Origin of the sequence: Mesorhizobium sp. M7A.F.Ca.MR.176.00.0.0, from assembly GCF_004023165.1 — a bacterium.
GTDB lineage: Bacteria > Pseudomonadota > Alphaproteobacteria > Rhizobiales > Rhizobiaceae > Mesorhizobium.
On record NZ_RZTC01000031.1, the window covers coordinates 26,403 to 40,817 of the forward strand.

The 14,415-nt window shown below is 64.3% G+C and carries 14 protein-coding genes and 1 pseudogene (1 of these 15 cut by a window edge); 8 read left to right on the plus strand and 7 right to left on the minus strand.

Annotation, left to right across the window (positions count from 1 at the left end):
• Positions 1 to 67: 67 nt before the first annotated feature.
• Together EOB59_RS13010 and EOB59_RS13015 are read left to right on the plus strand one after the other, a co-directional pair.
• On the plus strand, positions 68 to 865 hold the full coding sequence (locus EOB59_RS13010) for an ATP-binding cassette domain-containing protein (protein WP_013530993.1): 798 nt from the start codon (positions 68 to 70) through the stop codon (positions 863 to 865).
• Positions 862 to 1,911, plus strand: coding sequence for an ABC transporter permease (locus EOB59_RS13015; RefSeq protein ID WP_128288502.1), 1,050 nt, complete (start codon positions 862 to 864; stop codon positions 1,909 to 1,911). The genes EOB59_RS13010 and EOB59_RS13015 overlap by 4 nt, the downstream gene beginning before the upstream one ends.
• Before the next feature lie 273 nt (positions 1,912 to 2,184).
• On the opposite strand, the gene EOB59_RS13020 is transcribed toward EOB59_RS13015, so the two are convergent.
• Positions 2,185 to 4,884, minus strand: a complete 2,700-nt coding sequence (locus EOB59_RS13020; RefSeq protein WP_128288503.1) for a UvrD-helicase domain-containing protein — start codon at positions 4,882 to 4,884, stop codon at positions 2,185 to 2,187.
• Between the two features lie 251 nt (positions 4,885 to 5,135).
• Here EOB59_RS13020 and EOB59_RS13025 point away from each other — a divergent pair, with 251 nt between their 5' ends.
• Positions 5,136 to 7,451, plus strand: a complete 2,316-nt coding sequence (locus tag EOB59_RS13025; protein WP_127810016.1) for a glucose/quinate/shikimate family membrane-bound PQQ-dependent dehydrogenase — start codon at positions 5,136 to 5,138, stop codon at positions 7,449 to 7,451.
• 138 nt (positions 7,452 to 7,589) lie between these two features.
• On the opposite strand, the gene EOB59_RS36230 is transcribed toward EOB59_RS13025, so the two are convergent.
• Genes EOB59_RS36230 through EOB59_RS13035 form a run of 3 tightly spaced genes read right to left on the minus strand, consistent with a single transcriptional unit; the run spans position 7,590 to position 8,189 of the window.
• Complete coding sequence (locus tag EOB59_RS36230) at positions 7,590 to 7,844, minus strand: hypothetical protein (protein WP_245463713.1); 255 nt, start codon at positions 7,842 to 7,844, stop codon at positions 7,590 to 7,592.
• Positions 7,845 to 7,848: 4 nt separating this feature from the next.
• Positions 7,849 to 8,025, minus strand: a complete 177-nt coding sequence (locus tag EOB59_RS36235; RefSeq protein WP_245486613.1) for a hypothetical protein — start codon at positions 8,023 to 8,025, stop codon at positions 7,849 to 7,851.
• Between the two features lie 8 nt (positions 8,026 to 8,033).
• Entirely contained in the window at positions 8,034 to 8,189 is a 156-nt protein-coding gene (locus EOB59_RS13035) for a hypothetical protein (RefSeq protein ID WP_164873690.1), read from the minus strand.
• A gap of 269 nt (positions 8,190 to 8,458) precedes the next feature.
• Here EOB59_RS13035 and EOB59_RS13040 point away from each other — a divergent pair, with 269 nt between their 5' ends.
• Positions 8,459 to 9,346, plus strand: coding sequence for a dienelactone hydrolase family protein (locus EOB59_RS13040; protein ID WP_127810018.1), 888 nt, complete (start codon positions 8,459 to 8,461; stop codon positions 9,344 to 9,346).
• A 9-nt stretch (positions 9,347 to 9,355) separates the two neighbouring features.
• On the opposite strand, the gene EOB59_RS13045 is transcribed toward EOB59_RS13040, so the two are convergent.
• The gene (locus EOB59_RS13045; protein WP_164873976.1) at positions 9,356 to 10,210 is read right to left on the minus strand and encodes a DMT family transporter; all 855 of its coding nucleotides are present in this window, start codon (positions 10,208 to 10,210) and stop codon (positions 9,356 to 9,358) included.
• A gap of 143 nt (positions 10,211 to 10,353) precedes the next feature.
• On the opposite strand from EOB59_RS13045, the gene EOB59_RS13050 reads away from it, so the two are divergent.
• Positions 10,354 to 10,833 (plus strand): Lrp/AsnC family transcriptional regulator, encoded by a 480-nt coding sequence (locus EOB59_RS13050; protein ID WP_127810019.1) that lies wholly within the window; start codon positions 10,354 to 10,356, stop codon positions 10,831 to 10,833.
• A 16-nt stretch (positions 10,834 to 10,849) separates the two neighbouring features.
• On the opposite strand, the gene EOB59_RS13055 is transcribed toward EOB59_RS13050, so the two are convergent.
• Both EOB59_RS13055 and EOB59_RS13060 read right to left on the minus strand, forming a co-directional pair.
• On the minus strand, positions 10,850 to 11,047 hold the full coding sequence (locus tag EOB59_RS13055) for a hypothetical protein (protein ID WP_013531006.1): 198 nt from the start codon (positions 11,045 to 11,047) through the stop codon (positions 10,850 to 10,852).
• Positions 11,048 to 11,283: 236 nt separating this feature from the next.
• On the minus strand, positions 11,284 to 11,763 hold the full coding sequence (locus EOB59_RS13060; protein ID WP_127810020.1) for a thioesterase family protein: 480 nt from the start codon (positions 11,761 to 11,763) through the stop codon (positions 11,284 to 11,286).
• A gap of 102 nt (positions 11,764 to 11,865) precedes the next feature.
• Between EOB59_RS13060 and EOB59_RS13065 the strand changes: the two genes are divergently transcribed.
• The 3 genes and pseudogenes from EOB59_RS13065 to EOB59_RS13075 all read left to right on the plus strand — a co-directional run.
• Positions 11,866 to 13,284, plus strand: coding sequence for an FAD-linked oxidase C-terminal domain-containing protein (locus EOB59_RS13065; protein WP_127810021.1), 1,419 nt, complete (start codon positions 11,866 to 11,868; stop codon positions 13,282 to 13,284).
• A gap of 4 nt (positions 13,285 to 13,288) precedes the next feature.
• Positions 13,289 to 13,846, plus strand: a complete 558-nt coding sequence (locus EOB59_RS13070) for a hypothetical protein (protein ID WP_127810022.1) — start codon at positions 13,289 to 13,291, stop codon at positions 13,844 to 13,846.
• Positions 13,847 to 13,948: 102 nt separating this feature from the next.
• A pseudogene (locus tag EOB59_RS13075) lies at positions 13,949 to 14,415 on the plus strand (hypothetical protein) (it continues 69 nt past the right edge of the window).

A 14,415-nucleotide genomic window follows, 5' to 3' on the forward strand; every position in this document is an offset into this window, starting at 1 on the left:
ATCTCAGGCCCCGGCCGGCGGGACCGCTGGCGACAAAGCCGGCAACAGACAATCAAGCGAGGATACGATGGCAGAACGCCTCATCGAACTGCGCGACATCAGCAAGTCCTATGGCCAGGTCTATGCGCTGGGCGGGGTCAATCTCAGCGTCGACCGCGGCGAGGTCGTCGGCCTGCTCGGCGACAATGGCGCCGGCAAGTCGACGCTGATCAAGATCCTGTCCGGCGTGGTCAAGCCGACCAGCGGCGAAATCCTCGTGCGCGGCAAGCCGGTGACCGGGTGGAGTGCGGCGCGTTCGCGCGAGGCCGGCATCGAGACGGTGTTCCAGGACCGGGCGCTGGCCGTGCAGCAGACCATCGTTCGCAACATCTTCATGGGCCGAGAGCTGACCGGCTTCATGGGCTTTCTCAGGGTCAACAAGGAGATCGAGGAGGCAAGCCGGCTGATGCGCGAGATCGGCTTCACCTCGAAAGTGTTCACGCCGCAGTCGATCGTCGGCCAGCTTTCAGGCGGCGAACGCCAGGGCGTGGCGATCGCTCGCGCCATCTACAAACAGGCCGAACTGATCGTTCTCGACGAGCCGACGACGGCGCTTTCGCTGACCGAAACCGCCAAGGTGTTCCATTTCGTGCGCCAGGTGCGGGCGAGCGGCCGCTCGATTCTGTTCATCGGCCACAACATTCATCATGTCTTCGACATCGCCGATCGCTTCGTCGTGCTGGATCGCGGCAAGGTCGCGCTGACGACAGACCGCAGCGAGGTCAAGTCGGCCGAAGATCTCATCAACTTCATGGAAGAGGTCGCGCATCCCGGCGGATTGGCCGGGCTGCACGATGCCGGCGACGCGGAGCAGAGAGCACGATGAGCAAGACCATGGAGCCCGACCTGCACGAGCCGTCCGCCGGCATTCCCCGCCCCAGTTCCCCGAAGGAGTGGAAACACCCATCCGATCACTGGATGCGCGGCTTCATCCTCGACAACCGTGCCGCGCTCGGCACGCTCGCCGTGTTCATCGTCATGATGACGGTGTTCATGATCGCCAACCCGACCGTCTTCACTACCTGGTATCTCTACCGCTCGGTGCTGACGACGCTCCCCGTTGCGCTGTTCGTGGTGGTGCCGCTGGTGTTTGTCGTCACCTGCGGCGAGATCGACCTGTCGTTTCCGGCAACGATGGGCTTCGCCTCATGGGTCTTCGCGCTGGTCGTGCAGGCCGGCTACGATCCGTTCCTCGGCATCGCCGCGGCACTCGTCACCGGCATGTTGCTCGGCTTCCTGGTAGGCTCGCTGGTCGTCTATGGGGGGCTGTCGTCGCTGATCGCCACGCTCGGCATGAATTTCCTGCTGCGCGGCCTGATCCAGATCATCAACGAAGGCAAGTCGATGGCGCTGACCAGCCTCAGCGACAGCTGGGCCTATACGATCTTCTCCAGCCAGCTCCTGGGCATTCCGGTGCAGATCTTCTGGGCCATCGGCTTCGTCGTGCTGTCGGCGATGCTCTACAACCGCCACCGCTTCGGCGCGCAGGTGAGGGTGGTCGGTGACAATCCCGACAGCGCCCAGCAGATGGGCATCGACGTCAAGCGCGTGCGGGTGAAAGTGTTTGTCTTCGTCGGCATCGGGGCCGCGATCGCCGGCACCTTCTCGGTGATGATCAACTTCACCTGGTGGCCGACCGCCGGTGACGGCTATCTGCTGCCGGTGCTGGCCTCGGTGTTCGTCGGCGGCACGCCGACCTGGGGCGGCATCGGCACGGTTGTCGGCGGCGCCATCGGCGCGGTCACCGTGTCCTTCATCCAGACCGGCGTCGTGGCGGCGGGATTGAGCGGCTTCTACGTCCAGTTCTTCAACGGCCTAATCATCATCCTGTCGCTGCTGGGGCATAAGTGGAACCAGGCAAGGTATCGGTGAGGGCTGTTTCGTTGGCGGATCGCATGCCTTGACGATTGGCGCCGGCGCTCATCGTTTTCGTCATCCACGGGCGAAGCAAGGAGCGTAGCGACGCAGCGCAGACCCGAGGATCCATGCCGCGACTTCAACGCGTCGCTACGGTGCAGAATTCTGCTCCGCTGCACTCCACGGCCAAGGTCACGGCATGGATCCCCGGGTCTCCGCGACGTCGCTTCGCTCCTGCTCCGCCCGTGGATGACGAAGGTGGGAGCTGTCCGCGGGAAAACGCCATCTTCACACCGCCGCCACAAACCCGTCCAGCACGCGTTTCTGGCCGGCCTTGTCGAAGTCGATGGTCAGCTTATTGCCTTCTATTGCCGATATGTTGCCGTTGCCGAATTTCTGGTGGAAGACGCGGTCGCCGACGCTGAAGGGGGACGGCTTGTCGGCGACGGATTTGGCGACCAGTTCGCCGTCGATGGTGCGGCCCTTGACCGAAGTGCGGCCGGCGCCGTAGCCGCTGTCCGTCTCGCCATAGCCGATGCGCTCGACCTGATGGCCGGAGCGCGAGCCCCAATTGCGGTCGGTGGCCTCGGTGCGGTTGGCCTGCGCGCGCTGCCAGCCCGGTGTGGCATAGGTGTTGGAGAAGGCGCCGGATTTTTCGGCGTCGGCGCCGACAGTGTCGAAGCGCGAGGCGCCATAGGGGTTCTGCCGTCCGGCGCCCTGGCCGCCGCGGCCGGAGGCAAAGGAACCGCCGCCATAGGAATTGCCGTAGCCGCCGTAGCTGTTGCCGCTTTCAGCGACCTCGACATGGGCGTTCGGCAATTCTTCGAGGAAGCGCGACGGGATGGTCGACTGCCACAGGCCGTGGATGCGGCGGTTGGAGACGAACCAAAGATGCAGGTTCTTCTTGGCGCGGGTCAGGCCGACATAGGCAAGGCGGCGCTCTTCCTCCAGCCCGGAGCGGCCGCCTTCATCCAGCGCACGCTGGTGCGGGAACAGGCCTTCCTCCCAGCCGGGCAGGAAGACGGTCTCGAATTCGAGGCCCTTGGCCGAATGCAGCGTCATGATCGAGACGGCGTCGAGCCCGGCATTCTGCTCGGCGTCCATGACCAGTGCGACATGCTCGAGGAAGGAGCGCAGCGATTCGTACTCCTCCATAGAGCGGATCAGCTCTTTCAGGTTTTCCAGCCGGCCGGGCGCTTCGACCGAGCGGTCGTTCTTCCACATGTCGGTGTAGCCGCTCTCTTCGAGAATGGTCTCGGCGAGTTCGGTGTGCGGTGTGGTTTCCAGGGCCTTTTGCCAGCGCTCGAAATTGGCGGCCACTTCGCGCAAGGCCGCGCGCGGCTTCGGCTTCAGCTCGTCGCTTTCGGCGAGCTTGGCGGCGGCCTCCAGCATCGGGATGCGCAGCGCACGCGCGGTGTCGTGGATCTGGCGGATGGTGGCTTCGCCCAGGCCGCGCTTCGGCACATTAACGATGCGCTCGAAGGCGAGGTCGTCGGCGCCTTGCGCGACGACGCGGAAGAAGGCCAGCGCATCGCGGATCTCCATGCGCTCGTAGAAGCGCGGGCCGCCGATGACGCGGTAGTTGAGGCCGAGCGTGACGAAGCGGTCCTCGAACTCCCGCATCTGGAAGGAGGCGCGGACCAGGATCGCCATGTCGTTGAGATTGTGCTTTTGCCGCTGGTAGGTCTCGATGGTCTCGCCGACGGCGCGCGCTTCTTCCTCGGAATCCCAGGCGGCGTGGACATGCACCTTGCCGTCTTCGGGATCGTTGCGGTCCGTGAACAGCGTCTTGCCGAAGCGGCCCTCATTGTGGGCGATGAGGTGGGAGGCAGCGCCAAGGATGTGCGCGGTCGAGCGGTAGTTGCGCTCCAGCCGGATGATGGTGGCGCCGGGAAAATCCTTGTCGAAGCGCAGGATGTTGTCGATCTCGGCACCGCGCCAGCCATAGATCGACTGATCGTCGTCGCCGACGCAGCAGATGTTTACGGTGGCGCGGGTTTCGGCCGAAGAGCGCCCAATCTCCCCCCTAGAGGGGGAGATGTCGCCGGAGGCGACAGAGGGGGGCGCTGTCCCTCCAGCCTGTCGGCGCGAGGCGCCCCCCTCTGTCCTGCCGGACATCTCCCCCTCAAGGGGGGAGATCGGCTTGCCTTGAGGCCGCTGCGCCAGGAGGCGCAGCCACATGTACTGCGCGGTATTGGTGTCCTGATACTCGTCGACGAGGATGTATTTGAAGCGCCTGTGGTATTCCTTCAGCACGTCCGGATTGGCGCGGAAGATGCGGATCGGGTGGCACAGCAGGTCGCCGAAATCGCAGGCGTTCAGCGTCTTCAGCCGCTCCTGATAGGCCTTGTAGAGTTCGCGGCCCTTGCCGTTGGCGAAGGCGCGGGCGTCGCCCTCGGCGATGTCGGCCGGGCCTTGCCCCTTGTTCTTCCAGCCGTCGATCATCTGGGCGAACTGCTTGGCCGGCCAGCGCTTGTCGTCCAGACCTTCGGCTTGGATCAACTGCTTGATCAGCCGCACGACGTCGTCGGTGTCGAGGATGGTGAAGTCGGAGCGCAAACCGGCGAGTTCGGCATGTCTGCGAAGCAGCTTCACGCCGATCGAGTGGAAGGTGCCGAGCCATGGCATGCCCTCGACATTGCCTTCGCCGATCAGCACGCCAATGCGGATCTTCATCTCGCGCGCGGCCTTGTTGGTGAAGGTCACCGCGAGGATCTGCGACGGGAACGCCTTGCCGGTGGCGAGGATGTGGGCGATGCGGGTGGTGAGCACGCGGGTCTTGCCGGTGCCCGCTCCGGCCAGCACCAGAACCGGACCTTCGGTGGTTTCAACAGCTAGCCGCTGCTCCGGGTTGAGGCCCTTCAGGTAGTCGGGTGCGTTGTTTTGACCGCTGCGGGCAGCCATGGCGCGCGCGGCGATGCCCGACGGGGCCGTGGGCCGCGCATTGGGTTCGTCGAAAAAGGGCATGTCTTCGGAAAAGCCGGACATTGCCCCGAATGTAGTGATTCGGTGGGGAAAGACCAGAACTGTCTACGTTTTGTTCCGCTAAAGTGCCCGATTGCTGCCCACGCTCCCAGTGCGGTCGATGTTATCCCAATGGCGATGGACCATTACCGCCTGCGCTTGAGGCCCATGCTTGACAGGCGGGACCGTCGGGAGAAAGTTGTGCTTCGGGCAGCGACGCAATGCCGGGTTGCCATGGCAGCGCCGCAAAGCGCAACAGTCGAAGGAGTATCATCTTGGCTGTCACCATCACCTCCCTCATTCTTTTCCTCATCGGCCTGGCACTCGGCGGCGGCGGTATCCGCCTGGCGATGCTGGGCGGCAGCTGGTACTATGTCGTTGCTGGCCTTGCCTTCCTGATCGCCGCCTGGCTGCTTTACCGGCGCAGGTCGACTGCTTTGTGGCTCTACGCGGTGATCGTGCTCGGCACGTTGGCCTGGGCGGTCTGGGAAACCGGCTTCGACTGGTGGGAACTCGGGCCTCGCGGCGGCATCATCGTGCTTCTCGCTTTGTGGCTGCTGATGCCGTGGGCGAGGCGGGGTCTTGTCGGTCCTGACGCACGCGCGCCGCTGATCCTTGCCGTGCTGGCATCATTAGCCGTCGCCGGTTATTCGATGACTTCGGATCCGAAGGATATTGCCGGCGAACTCGGCACCGACAAGGTGGTCGCCAACGCCAATCTCGGCAATGATGTGCCGGCCGGCGAATGGCACTATTACGGCCGCACGCAGTTCGGCCAGCGCTATTCGCCGCTCGACCAGATCACACCGGACAATGTCGCCAAGCTGCAGCCCGCCTGGACCTACCAGACCGGCGACGTGAAGGGTCCCGACGATGTCGGCGAGACCACCTATCAGGTGACGCCGCTGAAGATCGGCGACACGCTCTACATCTGCACGCCGCATAATTTCGCCATCGCAATCGATGCCGCGAGCGGCAAGGAGAAATGGCGCTTCGATCCCAAGGTCAAGCTCGACAAGGACCGCCAGCACCAGACCTGCCGCGGCGTGGCCTATTACGCCGATGCCGCCGGCGCCGCCGGGCAGCCCTGTGCGACCCGCGTCTACCTGCCGACCTCGGACGCGCGGCTGATCGCGCTCGATGCCGCCAACGGGCAGATCTGCCCGGCTTTTGCCGAGGGCGGCACGCTGAACCTTCTGACCAACATGCCCTATCCGAAGTCGGGCTATTATTACTCGACCTCGGCCCCGCTGATCTCAGGCGGCAAGATCATCGTCGGCGGCGCGGTCAACGACAATTATTCGACGCAGGAGCCGTCCGGCGTCATCCGCGCCTACGACGCCGCCACCGGCGCGCTAGTTTGGAACTGGGATTCCGGCAATCCGGACCAGACGACGCCGCTGCCGGCCGGCCAGACCTATACCGCCAACTCGCCCAACATGTGGTCGACGCCGAGCGCCGACGAGAAGCTCGGCCTGCTCTACGTGCCGCTCGGCAACCAGACGCCGGACCAGCTCGGCGCCGGGCGCAGTGCCAATGTCGAGAAGTTCTCGTCGTCGATCACCGCGCTCGACCTTAACACCGGGCAGGTGCGCTGGGTGCGGCAGACCGTGCACCACGATCTCTGGGACATGGACGTGCCGGCGCAGCCGAGCCTGATCGACATCACCAAACCCGACGGCACGGTGGTGCCGGCGCTGGTCGGGCCGACCAAGCAGGGCGACCTCTATGTGCTCGACCGCCGCACCGGCGAGCCGGTCATTGCGGTCAACGAAGTGCCGGCGCCCGGCGGCGCGATCGAAGGTGACCACACATCGCCAACGCAGCCGGTCTCCGACCTTACCTTCATGCCGAAGCCGCTCACCGGCGCCGACATGTGGGGCCTAACCATGTTCGACCAGTTGGCCTGCCGGATCGAATTCCAGGGCCTGCGCTATGAGGGGCGCTATACGCCGCCTTCCGTCCAGGGCTCGCTGATCTATCCCGGCAATTTCGGCACCTTCAACTGGGGCGGCATTGCCGTCGACCCGGTCCGGCAGGTGCTGTTCGGCATGCCGACCTATCTGGCGTTCAAGTCGGAGCTCATTCCGCGCGATCAGGTGCCGCCGCCGGACGAAGGGCGCGGCAGCGAGCAGGGGCTGAACCGCAACGAGGGTGCGCCCTATGCGGTGGTGATGGGGCCGTTCCTGTCGCCGCTCGGCATTCCTTGCCAGGCGCCGCCCTGGGGCTATGTCGCCGGCGCCGATCTCAGGACCGGCAAGATCGCCTACAAGCACCGCAACGGCACCGTCTACGACATGACGCCGCTGCCGCTGCCGCTGAAGGTCGGCGTGCCCGGCATCGGCGGGCCGATGATCACCGCCGGTGGCGTCGCCTTCCTCGGGGCCGCGGTCGACGACTATCTGCGCGCCTACGACCTGACGTCGGGCAAGCAGCTGTGGCAGGCGCGGCTGCCGGCCGGCGGGCAATCGACGCCGATGACCTATACGGTCGCCGACGGCCGCCAGTTCGTGGTCATCGTCGCCGGTGGCCACGGTTCGGTCGGCACCAAGCCTGGGGACTATGTGATGGCCTACGCGCTGCCGAAGTAGGGGCGCAGGGGGGCGCGATCTCTCAGAGGTCGCGCCGACCATCATCTGTGCCGGTATCTTTCCCCCGCATAGTGACGGGGAAACGTGCCCGACTGGGCGATGAGGGGCGGCAAACCTTCCGATCGGCCCGATTGTCGATCAGCCAATCCCCAGATGGCCCTTCAGGCTGGGCACCGAGCCGAGCACCTTGTTGGTCAGGTCGGGGCCGGCGGCGGCTTCGGCCTGCTGGATCAGCGTCGCGCCGGCCTTCTGGATCTGCGCCATGTCGAGCCCGGATGCCTTGAGTGCGGCGACGCCGTTGATCAGCGCGCCGGCCTTCTCGCCGAGAACGCCGCCAAGCGCGCCCTGCAGCGACGACAGAAAACCGCCACCGCCGGCCGGAGCGGCGGCCATGACGTCATATTGATGGGGCGAGGTCGTCGGCGCCGGGGATCTTGGCGAAGAACGCCGAGGCGCTTGTGCCCTCCGCCTCGTGTTCGAGCACCGAGAAAATGGTGCCGACGACTTTCTGCGTCGTCACCTGGTCGAGGCCCGCCTTCTGCGAGACGGTGTTGACGATATCCTGGACGTTCATGGCGTCACTCAGCCCTGGGTTTTCGTGTTGCGGTTCCGCTCAGTGCGGACCCTGATCAACGATCGTCTGCCTGCGTTCAGAACCATCGAGCACAGGGCCAAAGCGGCGGTCGCCGCAAGGACGAGCGCGCTGGCGAGGATCGGGGAAGGCATGGTCATGGTCATCGCTTCCTTCTGGGTCTGACGTGTGGGCACACGGCCAGATACTGGTCGATAGCCACCTTCCCTCACGATTGTGGCAGCGCCAGCAGGATTTATCGCCAATGACCAAAAAGTGATGACATGGCCGCGCATGGCGCCGGCTTTACTGCTCGGGCGCGGCCGGCGCCCTGCGCCCTGAGGCAATCGGCGGCCGCGATGAGTGCTCGACTGGATCATGCCGGCTTGGTCCCTATGTAGCTGGGAACTAAAGCCCGAAGCAGAGGACCCCATCCATGACGAAACCCGACGCCAAGCCCGCCATCACCCAGGCGATGATCGACGCCTATGACGAATATACGCATCTGACGCTCGATCGCCGCCGGTTCATGGAGCAGTTGACCCGGCTTGCCGGATCGGGTGCGGCGGCCGCCGCGATCGCGCCGCTTCTGGCGGCAAATTCGGCGCAAGCGGCTGTTGTCGCCGACAACGATCCGCGGGTGAAGGGCGAGGACATCAGCTATCCCGGCAGCAGCGGCGAGATGAAGGGCTACCTGGTCAAGCCGGCGGACAAGGCGGGCAAGCTTGGGACGGTGATCGTCGTGCATGAGAACAGGGGGCTCAACCCGCATATCCGCGATGTGACGCGACGCGTGGCGCTGGAGGGGTTCGTGGCGCTGGCGCCGGATTTCCTGTCGCCGCTCGGCGGAACGCCAACCGATGAAGACAAGGCGCGCGACATGTTCGCCAAGCTCGATCCGGCGCAGACCATCGCCAACGGTGTCGCGACCGTCGCTTTCCTCAAGAGCGACAAGGACGGCAACGGCAAGGTCGGCGCCATCGGCTTCTGCTGGGGTGGCGGCACGGTCAACATGCTGGCCATCAACGCGCCCGATCTCAGTGCCGGCGTTGCCTATTACGGCATGCAGCCGAAGGCCGCCGATGTATCCAAGATCAAGGCGGCCTTGCTGTTGCACTATGGCGGACTGGACGAGCGCATCAATGCCGGCATCGACGCCTTCAAGAAGGAACTCGACGCGGCGCATGTCGAATACACGGTCTATGTCTATGAAGGCGCCAACCATGCCTTCAACAACGACACGTCGGCAGCGCGCTACGACAAGAAGGCAGCGGACCTCGCCTGGGGCAGAACGATCGCCTTCCTCAAGCAGAAACTGGCATAGGGCGTTCGTCTAATCCGTGTTCGCCGGCTTGTGGAAGGCGACGCCGGCGACCACCAGCGCAATGCCGAGGCAATCGGTAAAACTTGGAATCTGGCGCAGCACGACGACGCCGATCAGCGTCGCGGTGACGGGCAGCAGCGACAGCATCAGCGCGAAGCTGGCGCGTGGCAGCCGCGACATGGCGAGCTGGTCGCAGATGTAGGGAATGACAGAGGAACAGATGCCGACGCCGATGGCGGCGAACAGCAGCGGCAGTGAGAAAAAGGCCGGCAGCGCATCGGTGAGGCCGATCGGCAGCACGACGATGAAGGCGATCGCCATGGCAGCACCCAGGCCGGCGATGCCGGCGCCTACGCCAGACGCGGCAACGCGGTGGCCGAGCACGATGTAGCCGACAAACAGCGCGCCGTTGAGGAAGGCCCAGCACAGCCCGATGGGATTGTCGGACCATCTGACGTCGATGAGCAGCAAGGTGCCAGCGACGGCGACGACAAGGGCGGCAAGATTGCGCGGGCTCCTGAGGCCGATCGCCGCGACGCCGATGGTGCCGACGAATTCGATCGCCGCCACCAGCGAGATCGGCAGGCGGTCGAGCGCCAGGTAGAACGAACAGTTCATCACCGCCAGACAGGTGCCGAAGGCCAGCAACAGCAGTCTTGTCGAGCGATCGGCGCGGGCGAAGCTTCGCCATGGACGGGTCAGCGGCGCGAAGATGAGTGCTGCCGTGGCGATGCGCAGCCACGCCATGCCGAGCACGCCGACATGCGGGAAAAGCAGCACGGCGAAGGCCGGCCCGAGATAGTGGAAGACGGCGCTGACGGCGAACCAGACATGCGGCGGCAATTTTGCCGTCGGCCTGGCCAGGGTGGGGTTGCCCGGGGCAGGATCTGCCGTAAGAGCTTGCGTTTGATCATCCACCGGATCAGTATCGCAGGCATATTTGCCGGTTTATATGAGTGATGATGGGCTCGTCTGGCGAGATTTCTCTCAGAAGCAAGGAATTTCCCATGAAGCGCCTTCGAACTGAAAGTGCCGACCTCGATGTCTCTGACATGAAGATCCTGCGTCTGCTGGAGAAGGACGCGCGCACCAGCACGGCGGAGCTGGCACGCTCAGTCGGTCTGTCGGCGCCGAGCGTGGCCGAGCGCATCAAGCGGCTGCAGGAAAGCGGCGTCATCGAGGCCTATTCGGTCAGGATCAACCCGGCGGCACTCGGCCTGCCGCTGTCGGCATGGCTGCGCATCCGGCCGGTGCCGGGGCAACTGGCCGTCGTGGCCGAGATCATCCGCGAACTGCCGGAGATCGTGCAATGCGACCGGGTGACCGGAGAGGATTGTTTCATCGCGCTGGCGCATGTCGGCTCGGTGGCCGAACTCGAGCGGGTGATCGACCGCATCATTCCTTATGCGATGACCAATACGGCGATCATCCAGTCGTCGCCGGTGGTGGCGCGCTCGGCGCTGGGAGCGTTGAGGCGCCAGGCTTGACCTACGGGAGAGGAACCTATGCGTGGCCGCGCTTCATGCGCGCCTGCTTCAGGATGGCGCGCCAGCGGATCATGTCGAACGGGATCGGCTCATTGTTGTTGGCGATGTGGAAGATCTCGTTGTTGACGTTCTTGAGCGAGCGCCAGAAATCATAGTCGGTGATGCGCGGATCGGCGGCCAGCCTGTCCACTTCGACCTTGATGTCGGTTTTCATGCACTTTCCTCGAACCGGCGCCGCGCCGCCCGTGTCGCTACCTCGATGCGGATCGTTTTCGACCGACCCGCTGAGTCGCGCAACGGCTCAGATGGCTTGTTCCCGTTAAAACCTTGGTAAGGTTAACGAGGGCGCCGCGCCGCTTCAAGCATTGCTGCCGGCCGACGGCAGGGTTCTGCGATTTTAGATTGCGGGTGTGGCTTTGAAGCCGGGAACGAGAAGGTGTCGGCTTCGCCCTATTTGCGTTTGATGCTGATCGAACGGCCGGCCCGTTCCGGCATCGGCAGTGCCGAATGGGCGGCGCGCATGGCTTCGACCCTGGCCAGCACATCGGCGGGGAAGGGCGCCACCTTCGGCCCGGACATGTCGACATGCAGCGACAGCGATTCGGAAGTCGCGGCCAGCCAGCCGTCGACATGGCGGATTTCCTGGTAGGCCCGCAGCCGCTTGTCGTCGTGGTCGATGAGCTGGAAGGAGACCGTGACCTTGTGCTCGAGATGCAGCTCCTGCACGTAGCAGACATGGACTTCGGCCGTGTAGATGGTCAGGCGACGATCCTTGGCATAGTTCGGTCCCATGCCCATTGCCTCGAAGGCACCGTCCGAGCAGCGGTCGAACAGCACGTTGTAATAGGCCATGTTGAGATGGCCGTTGTAGTCGATCCAGTCCTTCTCGATGTCCATGGGTTTCGAGACGAAGGGAGTGGGGATGGGCATCGAAACTTCCTTGTTCTGGCGCTGGACAGAGCGTGGCGGGTAAGACTACGCATCCATAATCGCATAACAAGCGTGGACACTGGTCCATTCGCGGAGGAATTCATGGCTCTGAGCGACCTCAACCCGGTCGAACGCAACGAGGAAGGCATCGCTGCGGTGCTCGGCATTCTCAAGCAACAGCTTGGCGAGCGATTCCAGACCGGTCAGGCGATCCGCTCGCAGCACGCGCATACCACCACCTATATTCCGACGCAGGCGCCTGACGGCGTCGCGTTTCCGGAGACGACCGCCGAGGTGCAGGAGATCGTGCGCGCCTGCGCTGCGCACCGCGTGCCGGTGATCGCCTTCGGCGTCGGCTCCTCGCTGGAAGGCCATACCAACGCACCGGGCGGCGGCATATCGGTCGACACATCGCGCATGAACCGTATCCTGGCGGTCAATCCACAGGATCTCGACTGCACGGTCGAACCCGGCGTCACCCGCGAGGATTTGAACCGGCATCTGCGCGACACCGGACTGTTCTTTCCGATCGACCCCGGCGCCAATGCCTCGCTCGGCGGCATGGCCGCAACGCGGGCCTCCGGCACCAACGCGGTGCGCTACGGCACGATGCGCGAGAACGTGCTGTCGTTGACCGCCGTCATGGCCGACGGCGAGACGGTGACGACCGGCAAGCGGGCGAAAAAGAGCTCGGCCGGCTATGATCTGACGCGGCTGCTGGTCGGCTCGGAAGGCACGCTCGGCATCATCACCTCGCTGACCTTGAAGCTGCAAGGCATCCCGCAGGCGATCTCCGGCGGCGTCTGCCCGTTTCCGAGCGTCGAGGCGGCCTGCAACGCTGTCATCGCGACGATCCAGATGGGCATCCCGGTGGCGCGCATCGAACTGGTCAACGCGCTGCAGATGCGGGCGATGAAGAATTATTCCAAGCTCGACTATCCCGAGAGCCCGTGCCTGTTCGTCGAGTTTCATGGTAGCGATGCCGGTGTTGCCGAACAGGCCGAGACCTTTGGCATGATCGCGGAAGAGAATGGCGGCGGGCCGTTCCTGTGGACCAGCGTCGCCGAGGAGCGCACCAAACTGTGGAAGGCCAGGCATGACGCCTACTGGTCGTCGCTGACACTGCGGCCGGGCGCCAAGGGGCTGTCGACCGATGTCTGCGTGCCGATCTCGCGCTTTGCCGAATGTGTGCTGGAAACCGAGGCCGACATAGAAGAGATGGGTCTGATCGCGCCGATCGTCGGCCACGCCGGCGACGGCAATTTTCACGTGCTGGTGCTGATGGATGTCAACGATCCCAGGGAGATCGCGTTGTCGGAAAAGTTCGTCGCGCGGCTCAACATGCGGGCGATCGCCATGGACGGCACCTGCACCGGCGAGCACGGCATCGGCCAAGGCAAGATCGGCTTCCTGCGCCATGAGCTAGGCCACGGCGTCGACATCATGCGCACCATCAAGCAGGCGCTGGATCCGCTTGATATCATGAACCCTGGCAAGATCTTGCCGATGGCGTGGAAATAGAGGAGTGGCCTCAAGCGAGACACTGCTGCCGATCGACGTGCCGCCATCGTCCGCCGGCGCGCCTTTGCCTCATGTCTTCGCCGATGAGCGCAGGCTGCTCGTTGCTTACGTCGCCCACAGACCGGATCCAAAATTCGACGGCACGAATCCACGCTCGATCTCGTCTGTGACCGGCGATCAATCGATCGTAATCCTAACGGCAGAACCCTATCTGGCGTTGCAATTCGGCCCGTCGAACGACGAAGCCATCAGCGGGCACCGTCTCTATGGACTTGGGCTGCAGCCTTATTCCGCGTTCGAAGTTCTCAATTCTACCTGGATCTCCTCCTTCGAAAAGGCAAATCGGGTTCATACATCCCATACACCGGAGCTGTTTTCCGGTTATCAGCACTTTGTACTCACGTTCCACGATTCGACGCTGGAATTCATCACCGAGAACTTTTCGGCCAGCCTTCATCAGGGGGCGGTACTGCCGGCGCTGATGGAAAGTGTCGGTCATGCTGTTCCCACGCGCCGTGTCAAGCCAACGGGATTTTTCTCACGGCTTTTGGGGCGTGGTTGATCACCGGGATTTCCCTGTACCTTGATCGGACCGTCGTTTGGACGCAGACTTCGGCCTGGGACGAGCGGAAGAGGCAAGCTCCACCAACGGAGGAACGACTTCATGGCGATTTCACGCAAGGAAGCGGCGCGTGCGCTGAGCGCGGACGAACAGGAACTGGTGGAGAAATCGCACCACCCGGCGGTGCAGGAGCTTTCCGACGCCGATCTTGCCGGCCTGGTCAAGCTGTGCGGGAGCGGCGCGACAAGGCGCAGACCCAAGCACACCGCCGCCGGCGTGAGATACGCGGCAAGGGAGCGCCGAAAGGCGCCGCGCCCTCAAAGTCCGATGGCGGTTCGCAGACAAAGCTTGCGGTGCTGGCCATGACCATGCGGCGGCTGAATGGCGAGGCCGAGCGGCGCCGGCAGCTGGCGGCCAGCGTTTCGCTGATCGAAAACGCGCGCAAGGCATTTGTCATGAAGCAAGGGGCGACGCCGGAAGGCCCTGCTTTCAATTCGCGCACCGCGCGCAAGGGGATGCGGTCGGTGGCAAACCAGAGGGCGCAAGACCTCGTCCGACCGATGGAGCTT